The following is an 18,048-nucleotide window of genomic DNA, read 5'->3' on the forward strand; positions in this document are numbered from 1 at the left end:
AGAACACATGGCATCTACCCAATCATTCGAAGCCGTCATCGTCGGAGGCGGGCTCGGTGGGATGACCGCCGCGCTGTCGCTGAGGCACCGGGGCCTGCGGGTCACCGTGCTGGAGCAGGCACCGCAGTTCGGCGAGATCGGCGCGGGCATCCAGACCGCGCCGAACGCGAGCCGGATCCTGCTCGGGCTGGGGCTGCGCAAGCAGCTGGAGGCCGTCCGCACCGAGCCCCAGGAACAGGTGCGGCGCAGGTGGAAGGACGGCAGCATCGTCGGGCTGACCCAGCTCGGCGACGTCTGCAAGCAGCGCTACAACGCGCCGTACTGGCACTACCACCGCGCAGACCTGCACCAGGTCCTCACGGACGCGTGCATCGACCCGGCCGGTCCCGGACCGGTCGTCGAACTGCGCACGGCGAGCCGGGTCACGGCACTGGACCGCGGCAACCCCCGCCGCCCGGTCGCGGTGACCGAGGACGGCCGGCGCTTCGAAGCCGACGTACTGATCGGCGCCGACGGCATCCGCTCCCGCGTCCGCGACCTCATGGGCCTGCCGGACACCCTGGAGTTCTCCGGGGAGATGGCCTTCCGGGCCCTGATCCCCGGCGACCTCATCGCCGCGGACCCGGCGACCCGTTTCCTGATGGACCGTTTCCAGAGCACCATCTGGTACGGCCCCGGCCGGCACCTCGTCCACTACATGATCCGCGGCGGTGAGTACCTCAACATCGTCGGCTGCGTCCCCTGCACCGACGTTGCCGAGGAGCGAGTCGTCACCGCCACCACCGACGATCTCGTCAACGCGTACTCGGACTGGGACGACCGTGTTTCGGCGATTCTGTCCAAGGCCAAGGACGACGTTCTGGCCTTCGCTCTCCACTACCGCCGCCGCGACCCGATCTGGGTGGACGGCCATGTGGCCCTCCTGGGCGACGCCTGCCACGCCATGCTTCCCTACCAGGCTCAGGGCGCCTCGCAGGCCATGGAGGACGCGGCCGTTCTCGCCGAGGAACTCGGCCGTGTCGCCGCCGCCGGCGTCGGCACCGCGCTGCGCCGCTACGTCGACCGGCGCGCCAAGCACGCCGGCATGGTCCAGGACGCGTCTCTGCAGAACAAGGACTTCTACCACTACCCGGACGGCCCCCAGCAGGAGGGCCGGGACGAACTGCTCAGGCGCGGATTCGACGGCGAGTCCGACGTCTCCTACCACTGGTTGTGGAGCGGCACACCGCTCAACGACCCGGACCTGGGCGCCTACGACTACCGCTTCGCCCGCTGACCGAACCGCGCCAACCCCCCCACTCTGCCCACCCTGGTGTCCGCACCGTGCGGGCGCGTCCCTCTCGAACACCCGTGGAGTGAACGTGAAAACAGGCGACCAGATTGTTCAGGAACTTCCCTGGAGATGGGGAGTTCAAGGCAAGATCTTCATCATCGGCGGCCTCGGCTACCTGTTCGACGCCTACGACATCGCCCTCAACGGCTTCCTCATGCCGCTGGTGGGTGAGCACTTCGAACTCACGCTCCCCGAGCGCGGCCTCGTGGCCACAGCCAATCTGATCGGCATGGCCGTGGGCGCAGTGGCCTGGGGCGCGGTTGCCGACCGCATCGGCCGGAAGAAGGCGTTCAGCATCACGCTGCTGATCTTCGCGCTGTTCTCGGTGCTCGGCGCCCTCGCCCCGAACTACCCCCTCTTCCTGGCCCTGCGCTTCCTGGCCGGCGTCGGGCTCGGCGGATGTATCCCCGTCGACTACGCCCTGGTGGCGGAGTTCTCCCCGAGGAAGTACCGCGGGCGCATCCTGACCGCCCTGGACGTGTGGTGGCCCGTCGGTGTGACGCTGTGCGGACTGGTGTCGACGGCCATGCTGACGCTCGACGACAACTGGCGATGGATGCTCACCACCATGAGCATCCCGGCGCTGCTGCTGTTCTGGGTGCGCCGCGGCGTCCCCGAGTCGCCGGTCTACCTCAGCAAGAAGGGCAGGGAGACCGAGGCACGCGTCGTCATCGACGACCTGGTGGCCCGCACCGGAGCGCCGGTCGAGTCGTATGTCATCCCCGCCCCGGTCGACGACGCCGGAGCGAAGGGTCTCCGGGCCGCGCTCGAGCAGCTGCGCGGCATATGGAAGTTCAGCGCGCGCATCACCTCCGCCGCCTGGCTGATGTTCGCCACCGTCATGCTGGTGTACTACGCGGCGCTGAGCTGGATGCCGTCCATTCTCAAGGCACAGGGCCTCGGCGACAGGGTCGCCTTCATGAGCACCACGCTGATGAGCGGCGTCGGCATCATTGCCGTCCTGGTGTCCACCGCGCTGGTCGACGCGGTGGGCCGGAAGTGGCTCATCGGTGTCACGGCGCCGCTCGCCGGGCTCGCGCTGGTGGCGTTCGCCGTGCTGATGGACATGCCGACCGGATCCGTCGTGGCCATCGGCGTCTTCGGTTTCCTGATTCAGCTGACCATTCCCGCGATGTACGCCTACGTGTCCGAGTTGTATCCGACGTTGCTGCGAGCCAGCGGCTTCGGCTGGGCGTCTTCCTTCAGCCGGGTGCTGACCGGCTTCGCCCCGCTGCTGTTCGGCTCGGTGATGTGGCCGCTGCTGGGGCTGCCGCTGACCTTCGCGGTGCTGACCCTGGCCGTGTTGGTGTCCGTCGTCTGGATGGCGGTCGCGGCTCCCGAGACCAAGGGGCGGGCACTGGACGACAGCGCCGATGAAGCTCCGCAGGTCCTGCCGGCCCCGGCAGCGGTACCGGGTCAGGTGGTGCTCTGAGGTTCGCCCTCCCTGACCGGGGTCATCTGCCGCCGCACTCCGTAAGACAGGAGAGACATGAAGCCCGCTCCCTTCCGCTACCACCGGGCGCGCGACGTCGAGGGCGCCACGGCGCTCCTCGCCGAGCTGGGTGACGATGCCAAGGTCATCGCCGGCGGCCAGAGCCTGGTCGCGATGATGAACTTCCGGCTGGCCCGTCCGGCCCACCTGGTCGACATCGGTGGGCTGCGTGAGCTCGACCACATCGGTGTCGGCACCGGCGGCGAGCTGCGTATCGGGGCACTCACCACCCACCACACGGTGGAGAGCGCCCCTCCGGACCGGCTGGGGGCGGGCTTCGGCGTCATCCGTGACGCCATGGCGTGGATCGGCCATCTGCCGATCCGCACCCGCGGCACGGTCGGCGGCAGCATGGCCCACGGCGACTCGACCGCCGAGTGGTGTCTGCTCGCCGTACTGCTGGACGCCGAGTTCACGGCTCGCAGTCCGCGCGGACAACGCCGGATTCACGGCCGGGAGTTCTTCTTCGGCTACTACACGACCGCCCTGGACCCCGACGAGATCCTTGTCGAGATCGTCTTCCCGCGTCCCGCGCCCCACGCGGCGCTCACCGAGTTCGCCGAGCGCCGCGGGGACTTCGCCATCGTGTCGGCCGCCGTCGACCTGGACACCGACGGCCGGGCCGTCCACGGCGGCCGGGTCGCCCTCGGCGGTGTGGCCGCGATGCCGGTGCGGGTCCCGGAGGCGGAGGCGGTGCTGGCCGCCGGTGGCTCCTTCCGCGACTGCGCGGAAGCGGCATCGGCCGCCGTGGACCCGCCGGGCGACGCGAACGGCAGCACTCGATACCGCAAGCACCTCATCCGCACCCTGGTCGAACGCGCCTGCGAGGAGGCGATGTCCCGATGAAGTCCGTCAAGGACGACCGGCTGGTCGGCAGGTCAGTGGCCCGCCGCGAGGATCCCCGGCTGCTGACCGGGCACGGCCGTTTCGTCGACGACATCGAACTGCCCGGCATGCTGCACGCGCAGTTCGTCCGCAGCACGGTCGCTCACGGCCTGATCACCGCGGTCGACCTCACAGAGGTCCGCCAAGTGCCGGGCGTTGTCGCGGCGTTCTCCGCCGCCGATCTCGAGCTCGGCGAAATCACGGCCCAACTCGACCGTCCGCTCAGCGAGTTCGTGCCGACCGCCATGCCTGTCCTCGCCCACGACCGGGTCCGTTACGTCGGCGAGCCCATCGCCGTGGTCGTCGCCCGCGACCCGTACGCGGCCGAGGACGGCCTGGAGGCGGCCAAGGTGTCGTACGAGTCGCTCCCGCCGGTCATGAGCGAGGAACAGGCCCTCGCTCCCGGAGCCGCGCTGGTGCATGAGGAGGCCGAGCGCAACACCCTGGTGGACGTGTCGCTGTTCGCCACCGAAGGAATCGACGAGATCTTCGACAACGCTGCCTGTGTCGTCCGCGTGGACGCGCGGACCGGCCGGCAGAACGCGCTGCCGATGGAGACCCGCGGCGCTGTCGCGGCATGGGACGACCGGGAGGAACAGCTCGTCCTGCACACCTGCACCCAGATCCCGCACCAGGTGCGCACCGTCGCCTCGCGCCGTCTGCGGCTCGACGAGCGCGCGGTGCGCGTGATCGTCCCGGACATGGGCGGCGGCTTCGGCCTCAAATGCGTCGTCGGCCGTGAGGAGATCGCCGCCGCAGCGGCCGCACTGCGGCTCCGCCGGCCCGTCAAGTGGATCGAGGACCGCAAGGACGCTTTGTCCGCGTCCTTCCTCGCCCGCGAACAGCACTACACCGCACGAGCGGCCTTCGACGCCGACGGACGGATCCTCGGCCTCGACGCGGATGTGGTGTGTGACATGGGCGCTTACTCCTGCTACCCCTTCACGGCCGGCATCGAGCCCCTCATGGCCGCCGGCGAGATGCCGGGCGTCTACAAGGTCCCCGCCTACCGGGTGCGCGGCCGGGCGATCGCGACCAACAAGGCGCCCACCGCCCCCTACCGGGGCGTGAGCCGCCCGCAGTACGTGATGGTCGTGGAGCGGCTGATGGAACGCGCGGCCCGCGAACTGAACCTGGATCCGGTGGAGATCCGGCGGCGCAACGTCATCACCGAGTTCCCGTACACCGGTGTCAACAACATCACCTACGACCCCGGTTCATACCTGGAGTCCCTCAACCTCTGCGAGCAGTCACTGAAGGAGGCGGGCTGGTACAAGCGGCAGGCCGCCGCCAGGGCCGAGGGACGGCACATCGGGATCGGCTACAGCTGCTTCAGCGAGCGCACCGGCTACGGCTCCACCACCTTCGCCGCGCGCAAGATGGACGTCGTGCCGGGCTTCGACCTCTCCGAGGTCCGGATGGACACCAGCGGCGCGGTCACCGTCACCACCGGAACCATGAGCCACGGGCAGAGCCACGAGACGACCATGGCGCAGATCGTCGCCGACGCACTGGCCGTCGACATCGCCAAGGTCAGACTCCACCAGGGCGACACCGACCGCATCACCTACGGCTGGGGCACATTCGCCAGCCGCTCGATCACGATCGGCGGCAGCGCCGTACGCCTGGCGGCGGCCAAGCTCGGCGACAAGCTCCGCGCCATCGCCGCCGCCGAGTGGGGCGTCCCCCTGGAGGAGACGGAACTGGACCGGGGCCGGGTCCGCCGCCGCGACGAACCGGACATGGAGCTCAGCTACGAGCACCTGGCCGACACCGCCTACCTCAAGTCCCATCTTCTGCCCAAGGACATCGAGCCCGGCCTCACCGCCACCGCTGCCTTCGACGTCGACACCGACGGCACCTTCTCCAACGCCACCCACGGAGCCGTCGTCGAACTGCACGAGGGCACCGGCCAGGTGGAGATTCTCGCCTATGTCTGCGTCGAGGACTGCGGTGTGGCGATCCACCCGCAGGTCGTAGAGGGTCAGTGCCGCGGCGGCATCGCCCAGGGCATCGCCGGAGCGCTCTTCGAGCAGATCACGTACGACGCGCAAGGCGAGCCGTCGGCGACCAGCTTCATGGACTACAAGGTCCCCACCGCCCACGAGATCCCCGACGTCACCATCCACCACCTGGAAACCCCGTGCGCCTTCACCGAGACCGGTGCCAAGGGGGCCGGGGAGGGCGGCACCATCGGGGCCCCGGCCGCCGTGCTCAACGCCGTCAACGACGCGCTGCGTGCCACCGGTGTCGAACTCGACAACACCCCCATCACACCGGAGACGGTTCACCGTGCCCTGACCTCACCCGCAAGGGAGCAGACACCATGAACGACACGAGCGGCCTGGGTGACGACGTCCAGCTCATCACCCTCGAAGTCAACGGCACGTCGCACGAGGTGATTACCGCGCCGCGCCACACCCTGGTGGACGTGCTCCGCCACCAGCTGCGGCTGACCGGTACCCACGTCGGCTGCGAGCACGGCATCTGCGGAGCCTGCACCGTGCTCGTCGACGGGCTCCCCGTGAGGGCCTGCCTGATGTTCGCCGCACAGGCGGAGGGAGCGCGGATCACCACCGTCGAGTCTCTCGCCGACCCCCGCACCGGCGAACTCGGCGATCTGCAGCGAGCCTTCACCGAAAACCACGGCCTGCAGTGCGGATTCTGCACCCCCGGCTTCCTGATGCTCGCCCAGGGCTTCCTCGAGGAGCGGCCCGAGGCGAGCAAGGAGGAGATCCGGGAGGTCGTCGCCTCGAATCTGTGCCGGTGCACCGGCTACCAGACCATCGTCGAGGCGATCGACGCCTGCGCGAGCGCCCGGCGTGCCCAGCGGGCCCAGCGAGCCGTGGACACCGAGGAGACACCATGCAACTGATCAACACCGTTCCCGTCAAAGCCGCGCCCGAGGCGGTGTTCGCCCTGATCAGCGACGTGCAAAGAGTGGCGTCCTGTATGCCGGGCGCTGCTCTCGAGGGCCGTGACGGCGACGCCTGGCGCGGCGCCGTCAAGGTCAAGGTGGGCCCGATCACGGCCGCCTACGCCGGTAGTGTGCGCTTCCTGGAGGTCGACGCCGAGAAGCGGTACCTGCGTGTCCACGCCAGGGGCGCCGACACGCACGGCAGCGGCGACGCCGAGGCCGAGGTCCGTCTGGAGGTGCTCCCCGCACCGGAAGGCGCACAGCTGAGCCTCACCACCGATCTGGTGATCCGCGGCAAGGTCGCCCAGTTCGGCAAGGGCGCCATCGCCACCGTCTCGGACCGGATCCTCCAGCAGTTCGCCCAGAACCTCGGAAACCTCCTCCTCGCCCAGGGCGGCGCGGCGACCCCGACCGCCGCCCCCGGCGCGTCCACGACTTTCGCCGGCGCGGCCCCTGGGGTGTCCGCCGTCCCGGCTCCCTCGCCCTCCGCCGAGCTGAACGGACTCTCCATGGTGGCCGGCCCGCTGCTGAAGAAGTACGGGCCGGTCGCCGCCGCCTTCCTGTTCGGGTTCTCCCAGGGCTGGCTCCTGGGCAGGCGCCGATGACCGGGGGACTCTACGGTGCCGGCACCGACCGGACGTACACGAAGGCCGGCTTCGGCGCCCCGGTCCGGCGCGGGAGCCGCCCGGCGATCGTCGTGGTGGACCTGACGCGGGGCTTCACCGAGGACTCGTATCCCTCGGGAGCCGACCTGACCGAAGTCGTGGCCGCGACCACGTGCCTGATCGAGGCGGGACGCCCGGCCGACGTGCCGGTGATCTTCACCGCCATCGCCTACACCGAAGCCGAGGCATCCGGCGATTCGATCACCTGGCTGCGCAAGGCCCCGGGGCTCCGCGAACTCGTCGAGGGCAGCGACGCGGTGGCCGTCGACCCCCGGCTGCCCATGCGGCCCGGACACGACGTGCTGGTGGTGAAGAAGGGCGCTTCCGCGTTCTTCGGAACCCACCTCGCCGCCACCCTGACCGGACTCGGCTGCGACACCGTCGTGGTGTGCGGCGCCACCACCAGCGGCTGCGTACGGGCGACCGCCGTCGACGCCGTCCAGTCCGGCTTCTCGGTCCTGGTACCCCGGGCCTGTGTGGGTGACCGCGCCGAAGGACCGGCAGAGGCGGCGCTCTTCGACATCCAGGCCAAGTACGGCGACGTCATCAGCCTCGCCGACGCCGTCCGCTACCTCGGCAACCCGCCGGCGCCGACCGCCCCGCGTGCCGCCCAGCACGCCGCTCCGCGCACGCTCTCGAGGAGGAATTCCGTGCCCCCGCGATCGGTCCTGCAGACCGGGCTCGCCGACCTCGCCGATGTGCCCGCCACCAGCCGGTGGGTCCGCTCCGGCGGCCTACGGCTCCACGCCCTCGACTACGGCGGCGACCTGCCCCCGCTCGTCGTCCTCCCAGGCATCACCAGTCCCGCGATCACCATGGACTTCGTCGCCCGCGAACTGACCGATCTGGTCAGGCCCGTGGTGCTGGACGTCCGCGGCCGGGGACTGTCGGACGACGGCGAGGCCTATGGGCTGGAGGAGTACGTGGAGGACACCGAAGCCCTCGTCACGGGCCTGGGACTCGACCGGCCGTTGCTGCTCGGCCATTCCATGGGCGCGCGGATCGCGGCCGCCGTGGCGGTGCGGGCCAAGGTACCCCTCCAGGGGGCAGTGCTGGCCGATCCACCGCTGAGCGGTCCGGGCCGCGGACCGTACCCCACGGGTCGTGACGCCTTCCTGCGACAGCTGTCCGAGGCCCGGCGCGGCACGGACGCCGACGAGGTGGCCGTCTCCTGGCCCACCTGGCCGCGGCGTGAGCAGGAACTGCGGGCGCGCTGGCTGTCCAGCTGCGCGGCGGAGGCCATCGTTGCCACGCACCACGGCTTCGAGCACGAGGAATTCTTCGACTGGTGGCCGCAAGTCCCCGGGCCCGTACACCTGCTGTACGGCGCCGACAGCCCCGTCGTCACCGACGAGGGGGCGCGGGAGGTCGCCGAGAGCAACCCGGCGGCACCGCTGCACCGGATCCCCGGAGCCGGGCACATGATCTTCTGGGACGCCCCGGCGACCGCTCTCACCGCCCTGCGTACGGCCCTGAGCGCCATCCTTTCCCAGCCTCGCCCGCAGTAGCCCGTCCACGCCCCACGGCCGGCCACGTCCGGCGTCGGCCACCGTACATTCAACCGGAGAACCCACCCCATGACGGACCATCACATCGGCCTGATCGTGCCCAGCTCCAACCTGACGATGGAAACCGAACTGCCGCGGATGCTGAACGCCCGCGAGGCCGTCGAGCCCGACGACCGTTTCGTGTTCCACAGCAGCAGGATGCGGATGAAGCACGTCACCCCCGAGGAACTGCGCGGAATGAACGCGCAGACCGAGCGCGCCGCCCTCGAACTCGCCGACGCCCGGCCGGACGTCGTCGCCACCGCCTGCCTGGTCGCCATCATGGCCCAGGGGCCGGGCCATCACTGCGTGGCGGAGGCCGAGATCACCTCCGCGCTGCGTGCCGAAGGCGCCACGGCGCCGGTGGTCTCCAGCGCCGGTGCCCTGCTCAGCGGCATCAGTGCTCTCGGCGCCGGCCGAGTCGCCATCATCACGCCCTATATGAAGGACCTGACCGCCCGGGTCGTCGACTACATCGAGGACGCCGGCACCGAGGTGGTCGACGCGTTCAGCCTCGAAGTGCCCGACAACCTGGCGGTCGCCCGTCTCGACCCCGCCGATCTGCGTGAGCACTGGCGGCGCCTCGACCTGCGCCGGGCCGACGCCCTGGTGCTGTCGGCGTGCGTCCAGATGCCGTCCCTCGCATCGATCCAGCCGGTGGAGGACGCGGCGGGGCTGCCCGTGCTGTCGGCGGCCACCTCAACGGCGTTCCGCATCCTGACGGAGCTCGGTCTGCCGCCCGTCGTGCCCGACGCCGGAAGCCTGCTCAGCGGACGGGCGGCCGGCCCCGCGATCGGCTCAGGGCACGAGCAGTCCAGGATCCACCGGTACCGAGAGGAGTGACTCATGCGTGACGTTCTGGATCCGCTGCTGTCCTGGTGGGCCGAAGGCAGGGCGTCGGCGCTGGCCACCGTTGTGGCGACACATCACTCCGCTCCCCGTCCGCCGGGGGCAGCGATGCTGATCGGCCCCGGCGGCGAGCCGGTCGGCAGCGTTTCGGGCGGCTGCGTCGAAAGCGCGGTCTACGACCTGGGCCAGGAGGTGCTCTCGGGGGCGCGTCCGGAGCTCCAGCGCTATGGGGTGTCCGACGCGGATGCCTTCACGGTCGGGCTGACCTGCGGCGGCACGCTCGACGTCTTCGTGGAGAGGATCGACCTGAAGACGTTCCCGCAGCTGGGGGAGGTGGCAGAGACCGTGCGGGCCGGAACACCGGTCGCCGTCGCAACCGTGATCACCGGCCCTCCGGAACGCCTCGGCCGCCGTCTGGTCGTGTGGCCGGAACGGGTGGCGGGCGGGACCGGCTCGAACCGGCTGGACAGCCTTCTGAGCCAGGACGCCCGTGGTCTGCTCGACGCCGGCCGGACCGCTGTACTGCGCTACGGCGCGGACGGGCCGTGCCGTAACGAGGGTGGCGAAGCCCCGGAGGTGTCGGCCGACGGGTCGGACGTGTTCGTCGAGACCTTCGCACCGCCACCCCGGATGATCATCTTCGGTGCGATCGACTTCGCGGCCGCTCTGGCTCGCACGGGCTCGTTCCTCGGCTATCGGGTCACGGTGTGCGATGCGCGCCCGGTATTCGCCACCGCCGCGCGGTTGCCCGGCGCGGACGAGATCGTCGTGGAGTGGCCGCACCGCTACCTGAAGGCCGAGGCGGGTGCCGGGAGGATCGACGGACGCACCGTCATCTGCGTCCTCACTCACGACCACAAGTTCGACGTACCCCTCCTGCGGGTCGCGTTGCGCCTGCCCGATGTCGGCTACATCGGCGCGATGGGCTCCCGGCGCACCCACCAGGACCGGTGCAACAGACTGGTCGAGGCGGGGGTGACCGAGCCCGAGCTGAAACGGCTGTCCAGCCCGATCGGCCTGGACCTGGGCGCCCGGACCCCGGAGGAGACCGCCGTGTCCATCGCGGCCGAGATCATCGCTCTGAAGGGTGTGGGCAGCGGGCTCCGGCTGGCCGACCGGACGGGGCCGATCCACCCCGGGTCCGGTTTCTGACCGGGCAGCCATGCCCGGCGCAGGCCGTGCGTGTTTAAGTAGGCCCATGACCGACAGGACCCCGCCAGCCGAGACCATGCCGGAGATACCCGCTGCTCTGATCGCCGCTCCCGGCTATCAAGTACGCCGTCTCTACCAGGCGTATCTCGCTGTGTGGGCGCGCGAGGTGGATCCGGTGCTGACCGGTCCCCAGTTCGCGGTACTGCAGGCGGTCGAAGCCAATCCGGGTCGCGACCAGCGCTCCATGGCCGCAGTCGTGTCCCTGGACACGTCCACCATGGCGGACGTGGCCCGCAGGCTGGAGAACCGCGGCCTGCTCGCCCGCCGTCCCGATGCCGCAGACGGCCGCCGCAAACTGCTTCACCTCACGGACGCGGGCAGTGAGGCTCTGCGGGAGGCCAATGACCGCGCCCGGATGCTCGACAAGGTCCTCCTGGAGTCCTTGGACGAGGCCGAGCGTGCACCGTTCAAGGCCATGCTGCAGGGGCTCGCCGATCGCTGGGAGAGGCTGGCGAAGGGCTCGTAGCCGCTCATATGCCGGCCGTCGGGTGCGAGCCGCTGTGTTCAGGGCCGCTCGCTCCAGCCTCCCGGCAACAGGTCGTCCCAGGGGTGGGCACATGCTTCCCACCGGGTTTCCGACAGCGCCGATTTCGTCGCCATTCCCCGAACGCGACGTCGATAAACCAGGCGCTCCTCATGAGTCGCACGAGCGCATTCTGACTTATTTCATGGGACACCTACTGGGCTGGGGACAACAAGGCCCAGGGATCCCCAGTGCTTGATTTCGGTCATGTCATGCAGCTGCCGCACAGCCATGGTTCCGATGACCTCGAACTATGGGCGAACGCTAAAGGATCACTGGCCAGAAGCGAGTCCGGTGGGCTGAAACATCCATCTTCCGGGCCGGCACCGTGGCCGAGCGAGACCGCCGCAGGTTGGCTCATTACGAGTAAGGGGGATTCCAGCCTGTTGCTGTTGATTGAAGATCCATCTAGAGTCTCGTCTCGGCCGTGATCCGGTGGCGTTCGGACCCATGGATTTCGGTCACGCGAAATAAGCCACCAGTGGTGGCTGGCAGAACGGACCGGAGTGCAAAATGCATGAGCATATCGAGCAGGTCGGCACCAAACTCGTTTACTCGGATGACCGCGTCAGGGTGTGGGTCCTGGAGTTGGATCCGGGGGAGCAGACGATTATCCACCAGCATCCCTGTGATTACGTCTATGTCGCCACGGAAAGCGGCCGGGCGGAGACCGTGAATCAGGACGGCACCAGTTACGTCGGAAACGACAAAATCGGTGACGCCGTTTACCACGAAGCCGGGCAGCCGCACTTGCTGCGGAATATCGGGGACGCCCACTACTCGAACATCATCGTAGAGCTACTGGCCACCACCAAATGAGGCTTCCCCATGTCGGTTGTCGCGGCGTACGAGGCCCTCGTCGAGTCTGGCGTGGAGATCGTTTACGCGGTGCCTGACTCGCTCCTGGCACCACTGTGCCGGGAGGCGGCGTCGCGGCGCGAGATCCGCTACGTTCAAGTAAACGACGAGGCCACGGCGGTCGGCCTGGCGGCCGGCGCCCGACTGGCCGGCGCTCGCTCGTTGGTGGTGATGGAGAACTCGGGGCTGCGCCGGGCGTGCGAGACCCTGGCGCGCCTGACCATGAGCCATCGGCTGCACACCGCACTGCTGATATCCCGGCGCGGAGCCTTCGGCGAACCGAACTGGTGGGGCATACCGCATGAGGAAACGATGCACCAGCACACGGCGATGCTGTCCCTCGTAACCGCGGAAGTCAATTCTTGCGGCGAGCTGGCTGAATACCTCCACAAGGCTTATGCGACGCTCGATACAGGACAGCGGAGCGTGGCACTGGTGGCCAACGCAGGCTTGACGGCAGAATTGAGGAGTGCGCAATAGAAACCGCCGAGTTCCTCGAAGCCCTGTATGCCAGACTCCCTGCGGACTCGGTGTCGGTTGCACCACTCGGTCGGACAAGCGAGGTCATGTATGCGCTTCGTCCCACCGATACCCTCTTCACCGACACCATGGGTGATGTCACCGCGATCTCCTTGGGAATGGCCATGGCGGCGGCCCCACTATCGGTGGTCGGCGTTGACACGGACGGCAGTTTCCTCATGAATCTGTCAGTGCTCACCGCATTGGGTGACCAATTACCAAAACTCGACAACTACACTCTGGCCATCATCGACAATCGCCTCTACGAGTCCGGTGGTGGTTTGCCCAGCCGTGAGGCGGCTTTGGACTGGAATTCACTCTTCGGCGCCGTCGGATTGAAGTCGGTCCTCATCGAAGCGCCGCACCAGATACCGGATGTGCTACCGCTTTCCGGCACGGTCCTCATCGCATCGGTCAACAATTCGGCACCCGCGCCGGATGCGCTGAAAACGATCGACGGTGTCGAGTCCTCGTATCAGGTGGAGAGAGTGCTGGCCGAACGTATCGGTAGAACGCCGAGACGGCCCGCGCTCAAACCGTGAACCTTGCCCGATCGAGTCGATGGAGCACCCGGTGGAGTATCCCCTGCGCAGCAATGACGCGGCCTGCCACTGCTCGGACTCCGCCGGCTCTCCGACCCGGGTCTTCCACTGCTCGACCGCAGGGTCGTGCGACGTGCTCACCGACCCGGTCGTATCGGTCCACCAGCACCGTTCGTTGCTCGGCGCCGCGGTGCCGACCGCGCCCGATCCCGCAGCGGAGGCCGATCCGACGGTGCCCGAAGCCCTGGCATCCGATGCGACGACGGTCGCCGGCATTCCCCATCGGGGGCTCGGTTTCGGAGTTGACGACGCACTGTCGCAGCGCTTCAGGTCTCCCGTGGCGGTGAACTTCGCAGGCACTGACAGAGGAGCATCCCGACCGCTCGATATCCCGTACAAACGTGGGGAGTTCGCCGAGTGTCCGCTGTTGGTGTTCGGGGACCGTATCGGCACGGGGCGACGGTGGAGATCACTGGCTACCCGGTGCTGACCCCGGGGTCCCGGCAGGGCGTAACGCGTTTACGGCATTTCTTCGCCGACCCAGTGAAAAGAGGTGACCGGTTCAGCGCAGCCGTCGTGTCTCCCGAGGCACTATTCGAACTGCCCGACCGCACAAGGCTCGGACTGGCGTTGCCTCAGCTGCCCTTTGACTTCCTGAGGTCCCACCCAGTGGTCGACGCCGGATTTCGAACAGTGCCCAGACCGCGGGGACGGCCTCTTCGAAAAGTGCGCCCTCAACGACGGAGGCGTGTGGGCCCGTACACCCGGCGGGCACCGACCGTTCCCGAGCGAGCCGTTGCGCGCCCGGCACGTGGAGAGCCGCCCCGCTGAGAAAGGCCGGCGGCTGGTCCCCGCCTCCCCCCACAAGAAGACTTCGCCGGAGCTGACCCGGCGGCGCCGGCGAACGAGTTCGCTGGAGAGACGAGAACGGAGAACACATGACGATCGCCGAGTGGCTTCGGGACAACATCACCACGGACAAGCGGGCCCTGGACTGGTACACCGAACCCGAGTGCGAGCCTCGCATCGTCCGTGCCTACCAGCAGTTGCTGAGCGGCTACGAGATCGACACATCCAAGATCCTCAAGACGACCGTCGAGGTCAAGGGCGAACACCAGGGCGTCGTCCGCGTACACGACATCAACTACTACTCGATCTGCGCCCACCACTTCCTGCCCTTCTACGGCAAGGTCGACATCACCTACGTCCCCGGGGACCGCATTCTGGGGCTCGGCAAGTTCCCGCGCTTGGTACAGGCCTTCAGCAAGCGGTTCCAGATCCAGGAGCACCTGGTGAAGGACATAGCCGAGGAGATCATGTCCTCGGGCGGGGCTCGCGCCGTACGCGTGGAGTCGAGTGGACGGCACATGTGCATGTGCAGCCGCGGCCCGTCCGACCAGACCGCCGTCACCGACACGACGTATGTGACCGGCGATGTCGAACTGCTGACGACCTACGGTCGGCAGCACTGACGCGCCGTGGGGTGGGAGGGGGCCGTCTCCCCCTCCCACCCCACGACCGGTGCCGTACTCCATCCATCGGCACGAAAGGCCGGAATGAACATCGAGACGCTATGCCCGGCCCCGGACACCTATGCGGAGTACTGCGTGTTGTGCCGGGGCGGCCCCGTCGAATGGACCATGGCCGGGGGCAGGAGGCAGGTCCGCTGCGGCAACTGCGGTGAGCGCAGTGCCCGGGCCATCGTCATCGATCCCGGTATCTCCTGGTGGTCTGCCGACGACGGCGAGTACTGGCACGAGACCGCAGCGGTCTTCGTGCGCGATGCGGCGGACGGATTCCTGCTCTTCCAACGCGTCGCGTTTCCCTACGCGTTGACGGTGCCGGCCGGTCATGTGGAGCGGGATGAGGACCCCGCCCACGCCGCGGCTCGCGAGCTGAGTGAGGAAGTCGGCCTGACCGCCGGTGACCGGCTCCGGTTCATCGCCAGGCTTCCGATCCCCGGCGACTCCTGCCGACGCGGATCCGACGCACACGTCTGGCACGTGTACCTGCTGACGGAGCCGGACAGGGGCAGCATCACCGTCAACGAGGAGGGCAATGCCCCCCGTTGGCTGACGCTGGACGAAGCCCTGTCCGCCGACCTGACCTACGCCGTGCGGCAGGTCATCACCACCTACACGAAAGAACTGCTGGACGACTGAGAGTCGGCGGGGCTGTGTCCTCCTGGACCGGCTGGAGTACAGGAGGACCGGCCCATGGCGGCGGTCATCGGCGAAGTGGCGTGGGTCCACACCGAGAGATCGAACGCCCTCTCAGAACACCAACGGCATTTCCTTGAGCCCGGTCATGCTCAGGCTGGGAAGGAACCGAGGCGGCCTGTCCGGATCGCTCCGCAGGTTCGGGAAGCGGTCCAGCAGGATGTTCAGCGCCACCCTGCCTTCCAGCCTTGCCAGCGGCGCGCCGATGCAGAAGTGTGCCCCACGGCCGAATGCCAGATGCGGGTTCGGGTCCCGTGTCGGGTCGAAGGTGTGCGGATCGGTGAAGTGCTTCGGATCCCGGTTCGCCACGCCGAGAAAGGTCACCACCAGGGAATCGGCGGGGATGCGTTCGCCGCCGAGTTCGGTCTCGGTCGTGGTGGCCCGCGCCGTCCCCGCGAACGGGCTGTAGTACCGCAGTGCTTCCTCGATCGCCGCGGGGATCAGGCTCCGGTCCTCGCGGACCCTGGCGAACCACTCCGGATGGGTGTCCAGGCACAGGATCGAGTTGCCCAGCAGCATCGTGGTGGTGATGTGGCCGGCGATCAGCAGTACGTTGGAGAAGTTCACCACTTCGTTGTCGCTGAGGTGTTCACCGTCCACTTCGGCCTGAACCAGCTTGGTGATCAGGTCCTCGCGGGGATTCCTCCTGCGGTCCTCCACGTGTTCGCGCAGGTAGTCGCCGAGCTTCGAGACCTGCTGCATCGCGTCCTGGAGTTGCTTCCGCTGCGCTTCGGTCCGGTCGACGAAGGAGAACTCCTGGGTGCTCTCCATCAGCGCGCTTCCCCAGTCCCGGAACTTGTCCCGGTCCGAGCTCGGGACTCCGAGGAGTTCGGCGATGACGATGACGGGGAGCGGGTAGGCCAGGTCGTTGACCAGCTCCATCCGGTTGCCGTCGGGCACCGCGTCGAGCAACTCGTGGGTCAGCTCGGCGATGCGTGGTTCCAGATCGGCCACCACCTTCGGGGTGAAGGCATTGCTGATCAGCCCGCGGAGCTTCTTGTGCTCCAGCGCGTCCATCTGAATGAGGTTGCCCTCGCTGAACTCCTCCGCGCCCTCCATCATCTCCTTGGGTATGACGCGCTGGGTATTCGAGGAGAACGTCGCGGTGTTGGCCAGGACGTGCTGGACCTCCTGATAGCCGTAGACGCACCAGATCCCGGCCTCCGCGTCATAGCGCACCGGGGCTTCCGGCGCCTGGCCGCGAAGCCAGAACTGCGCCTCGTGGATTCCCCAGGTGTCGGCCATGGATGTCATGTTTCGTCATCCTTTGCTAGATCGTGGATATGGATCCGCTTGCGGAAGCGCGGAAGCAATCGCGAATATCGCGCTGATCTCCTGCGAAGCCATCCGCAGGGCTCTGTTGCGGAGGGCTTCGGCTTGGGCCCGGAAATCACCTGCAGAGCCGATCGCGCGCAAGCGGATCCTCAGCGCTGTGCGGCCGTTACGCGTCGGGCTTGCGCGCGACGACCCGCTCGACGATCCCCGCCTTGAGCCGCTTCTGGTACTCGATGACGAATCCGGCCTGCTTGACCAGCGGGAGCGGCCTACGGGTCTGGTGGTCCCCACACTGTCGCACCATGGACTTCTCAAGCAGGCGCTGCCCGAAAAAGATCACCTTGTGGTGACTGCCCACATGGTCGAGCAGCAGCAACCGTCCCCCAGGCCGCAGCACGCGGTGCATCTCGGCGATCACCACCCGCTCATCCGGCACGCTGCACAGCCCGAGGGTGCAGACGACCGTGTCGAACGAGCCGTCGTCAAACGGCAGTGCGTGGGCCTGTCCTTCCCGCAATTCGACCTCACGGCCCAAGGCGGCGGCACGGTCCCGGGCCTGGTCCAGCATGGCCGGGCTCAAGTCGAGTCCGGTCACCGATACCCCGGCCGGATAGAATTCCAGATTCCGGCCGGTGCCAATGGCGACTTCGAGGACTTTTCCGCTGGCCTGGCCGGAGACCCAGGCACGCCCGTCATCGAGCAGCATGCGTTCGAGAAGCCCGATGTCACGGTCGTAGCGGGGCGCGTATTCCTGCCACAATAAGCGGAGCCGCTCGTTCTCCTTGGTCATGTCGGTCACGTCGTTCTCCCTTGTCAATCTGCCCCGAGCCGACTCGGGCAGGAACTTACTCGCCGCAGCGAACTTTGCGCACCGGACGCGGCATGGGGGCAGCGAACTCGACTGATCCACTTCGTGCCAGCAGACTGTGCCAGAAAGCGTTGCCATTCGCTACGTTCTTATGTCCAATTCACGACGACTCCACAGTGAGCGGCTCCCTTCGACCGCCTTTTCGCCTGCAGTGGACCGGTCGCGGTTCATCGAAAGCCTTTCCGGCGATCTGTCGCCTGGTACAGCTGCCCGATAAGGGTTCGTCGTTGATCGGAAGGTCCCGGTCCGAATGTGAGTCCACCGGTACGCGGTACGCGTGCGTACCGGTGATTCCAAGCCACTTCGCACGCGGGAGCACGTCAACATGCCCCGCGGCCCCGGCA

General features: G+C 68.2%; 18 protein-coding genes. 16 read left to right on the forward strand and 2 right to left on the reverse strand.

Translation table 11 applies throughout. The annotated features are described in order from the left end of the window. The first annotated feature begins 7 nt into the window (after positions 1 to 7). From ACTWOL_RS27990 to ACTWOL_RS28065, 16 genes are all read left to right on the forward strand, one after another. Positions 8 to 1,276, forward strand: a complete 1,269-nt coding sequence (locus ACTWOL_RS27990) for an FAD-dependent monooxygenase (RefSeq protein ID WP_474299567.1) — start codon at positions 8 to 10, stop codon at positions 1,274 to 1,276. An 85-nt stretch (positions 1,277 to 1,361) separates the two neighbouring features. Further along, positions 1,362 to 2,765 carry an MFS transporter gene (locus ACTWOL_RS27995; RefSeq protein ID WP_474299568.1) on the forward strand — a complete coding sequence of 468 codons (1,404 nt, stop codon included), beginning with the start codon at positions 1,362 to 1,364 and terminating at the stop codon, positions 2,763 to 2,765. A 57-nt stretch (positions 2,766 to 2,822) separates the two neighbouring features. Beyond that, a complete protein-coding gene (locus ACTWOL_RS28000; RefSeq protein ID WP_474299569.1) occupies positions 2,823 to 3,671 on the forward strand; it encodes an FAD binding domain-containing protein in 849 nt (282 codons plus the stop codon). Then, positions 3,668 to 6,040, forward strand: coding sequence for a xanthine dehydrogenase family protein molybdopterin-binding subunit (locus tag ACTWOL_RS28005; protein WP_474299570.1), 2,373 nt, complete (start codon positions 3,668 to 3,670; stop codon positions 6,038 to 6,040). Before ACTWOL_RS28000 ends, ACTWOL_RS28005 begins: the two co-directional genes overlap by 4 nt. After that, positions 6,037 to 6,585 (forward strand): (2Fe-2S)-binding protein, encoded by a 549-nt coding sequence (locus ACTWOL_RS28010; RefSeq protein ID WP_474299571.1) that lies wholly within the window; start codon positions 6,037 to 6,039, stop codon positions 6,583 to 6,585. Before ACTWOL_RS28005 ends, ACTWOL_RS28010 begins: the two co-directional genes overlap by 4 nt. Continuing rightward, on the forward strand, positions 6,576 to 7,232 hold the full coding sequence (locus ACTWOL_RS28015) for an SRPBCC family protein (protein WP_474299572.1): 657 nt from the start codon (positions 6,576 to 6,578) through the stop codon (positions 7,230 to 7,232). Before ACTWOL_RS28010 ends, ACTWOL_RS28015 begins: the two co-directional genes overlap by 10 nt. After that, the gene (locus ACTWOL_RS28020) at positions 7,229 to 8,800 is read left to right on the forward strand and encodes an isochorismatase family protein (RefSeq protein WP_474299573.1); all 1,572 of its coding nucleotides are present in this window, start codon (positions 7,229 to 7,231) and stop codon (positions 8,798 to 8,800) included. The genes ACTWOL_RS28015 and ACTWOL_RS28020 overlap by 4 nt, the downstream gene beginning before the upstream one ends. 69 nt (positions 8,801 to 8,869) lie before the next feature. Further along, complete coding sequence (locus ACTWOL_RS28025) at positions 8,870 to 9,682, forward strand: maleate cis-trans isomerase family protein (RefSeq protein WP_474299574.1); 813 nt, start codon at positions 8,870 to 8,872, stop codon at positions 9,680 to 9,682. Between the two features lie 3 nt (positions 9,683 to 9,685). Continuing rightward, on the forward strand, positions 9,686 to 10,840 hold the full coding sequence (locus ACTWOL_RS28030) for an XdhC family protein (RefSeq protein WP_474299575.1): 1,155 nt from the start codon (positions 9,686 to 9,688) through the stop codon (positions 10,838 to 10,840). Between the two features lie 46 nt (positions 10,841 to 10,886). Then, positions 10,887 to 11,366, forward strand: a complete 480-nt coding sequence (locus tag ACTWOL_RS28035; protein ID WP_474299576.1) for a MarR family winged helix-turn-helix transcriptional regulator — start codon at positions 10,887 to 10,889, stop codon at positions 11,364 to 11,366. A gap of 570 nt (positions 11,367 to 11,936) precedes the next feature. Then, a complete protein-coding gene (locus ACTWOL_RS28040) occupies positions 11,937 to 12,242 on the forward strand; it encodes a cupin domain-containing protein (RefSeq protein WP_474299578.1) in 306 nt (101 codons plus the stop codon). A gap of 9 nt (positions 12,243 to 12,251) precedes the next feature. Beyond that, the gene (locus ACTWOL_RS28045; protein ID WP_474299579.1) at positions 12,252 to 12,761 is read left to right on the forward strand and encodes a thiamine pyrophosphate-binding protein; all 510 of its coding nucleotides are present in this window, start codon (positions 12,252 to 12,254) and stop codon (positions 12,759 to 12,761) included. Between the two features lie 86 nt (positions 12,762 to 12,847). Then, entirely contained in the window at positions 12,848 to 13,342 is a 495-nt protein-coding gene (locus ACTWOL_RS28050; protein WP_474299580.1) for a thiamine pyrophosphate-dependent enzyme, read from the forward strand. 133 nt (positions 13,343 to 13,475) lie between these two features. Further along, the gene (locus ACTWOL_RS28055; protein ID WP_474299581.1) at positions 13,476 to 13,832 is read left to right on the forward strand and encodes a hypothetical protein; all 357 of its coding nucleotides are present in this window, start codon (positions 13,476 to 13,478) and stop codon (positions 13,830 to 13,832) included. A 448-nt stretch (positions 13,833 to 14,280) separates the two neighbouring features. Further along, positions 14,281 to 14,814 carry a GTP cyclohydrolase I gene (folE, locus tag ACTWOL_RS28060; RefSeq protein WP_474299582.1) on the forward strand — a complete coding sequence of 178 codons (534 nt, stop codon included), beginning with the start codon at positions 14,281 to 14,283 and terminating at the stop codon, positions 14,812 to 14,814. Positions 14,815 to 14,898: 84 nt separating this feature from the next. Next, positions 14,899 to 15,504, forward strand: coding sequence for an NUDIX hydrolase (locus ACTWOL_RS28065; RefSeq protein WP_474299583.1), 606 nt, complete (start codon positions 14,899 to 14,901; stop codon positions 15,502 to 15,504). A 111-nt stretch (positions 15,505 to 15,615) separates the two neighbouring features. On the opposite strand, the gene ACTWOL_RS28070 is transcribed toward ACTWOL_RS28065, so the two are convergent. Together ACTWOL_RS28070 and ACTWOL_RS28075 are read right to left on the reverse strand one after the other, a co-directional pair. Further along, complete coding sequence (locus tag ACTWOL_RS28070; protein ID WP_474299585.1) at positions 15,616 to 16,815, reverse strand: cytochrome P450; 1,200 nt, start codon at positions 16,813 to 16,815, stop codon at positions 15,616 to 15,618. Positions 16,816 to 17,002: 187 nt separating this feature from the next. Continuing rightward, positions 17,003 to 17,626 (reverse strand): class I SAM-dependent methyltransferase, encoded by a 624-nt coding sequence (locus tag ACTWOL_RS28075; RefSeq protein WP_474301277.1) that lies wholly within the window; start codon positions 17,624 to 17,626, stop codon positions 17,003 to 17,005. Positions 17,627 to 18,048 lie beyond the last annotated feature (422 nt).

The organism is Micromonospora sp. IBHARD003 (assembly GCF_056106285.1).

What these genes read in the sequence shown, in the direction of transcription:
- ACTWOL_RS28050 (WP_474299580.1), top strand. Translation starts at nt 12,848, where the DNA reads ATGTATGCGCTTCGTCCCACCGATACCCTCTTCACCGACACCATGGGT.
- ACTWOL_RS27990 (WP_474299567.1), top strand. Translation starts at nt 8, where the DNA reads ATGGCATCTACCCAATCATTCGAAGCCGTCATCGTCGGAGGCGGGCTC.
- ACTWOL_RS28025 (WP_474299574.1), top strand. Translation starts at nt 8,870, where the DNA reads ATGACGGACCATCACATCGGCCTGATCGTGCCCAGCTCCAACCTGACG.
- ACTWOL_RS28070 (WP_474299585.1), bottom strand. Translation starts at nt 16,815, where the DNA reads ATGACATCCATGGCCGACACCTGGGGAATCCACGAGGCGCAGTTCTGG.
- ACTWOL_RS28020 (WP_474299573.1), top strand. Translation starts at nt 7,229, where the DNA reads ATGACCGGGGGACTCTACGGTGCCGGCACCGACCGGACGTACACGAAG.
- folE (WP_474299582.1), top strand. Translation starts at nt 14,281, where the DNA reads ATGACGATCGCCGAGTGGCTTCGGGACAACATCACCACGGACAAGCGG.
- ACTWOL_RS28015 (WP_474299572.1), top strand. Translation starts at nt 6,576, where the DNA reads ATGCAACTGATCAACACCGTTCCCGTCAAAGCCGCGCCCGAGGCGGTG.
- ACTWOL_RS28040 (WP_474299578.1), top strand. Translation starts at nt 11,937, where the DNA reads ATGCATGAGCATATCGAGCAGGTCGGCACCAAACTCGTTTACTCGGAT.
- ACTWOL_RS28005 (WP_474299570.1), top strand. Translation starts at nt 3,668, where the DNA reads ATGAAGTCCGTCAAGGACGACCGGCTGGTCGGCAGGTCAGTGGCCCGC.
- ACTWOL_RS28035 (WP_474299576.1), top strand. Translation starts at nt 10,887, where the DNA reads ATGACCGACAGGACCCCGCCAGCCGAGACCATGCCGGAGATACCCGCT.
- ACTWOL_RS28075 (WP_474301277.1), bottom strand. Translation starts at nt 17,626, where the DNA reads ATGACCAAGGAGAACGAGCGGCTCCGCTTATTGTGGCAGGAATACGCG.
- ACTWOL_RS28045 (WP_474299579.1), top strand. Translation starts at nt 12,252, where the DNA reads ATGTCGGTTGTCGCGGCGTACGAGGCCCTCGTCGAGTCTGGCGTGGAG.
- ACTWOL_RS28010 (WP_474299571.1), top strand. Translation starts at nt 6,037, where the DNA reads ATGAACGACACGAGCGGCCTGGGTGACGACGTCCAGCTCATCACCCTC.
- ACTWOL_RS28000 (WP_474299569.1), top strand. Translation starts at nt 2,823, where the DNA reads ATGAAGCCCGCTCCCTTCCGCTACCACCGGGCGCGCGACGTCGAGGGC.
- ACTWOL_RS28030 (WP_474299575.1), top strand. Translation starts at nt 9,686, where the DNA reads ATGCGTGACGTTCTGGATCCGCTGCTGTCCTGGTGGGCCGAAGGCAGG.
- ACTWOL_RS28065 (WP_474299583.1), top strand. Translation starts at nt 14,899, where the DNA reads ATGAACATCGAGACGCTATGCCCGGCCCCGGACACCTATGCGGAGTAC.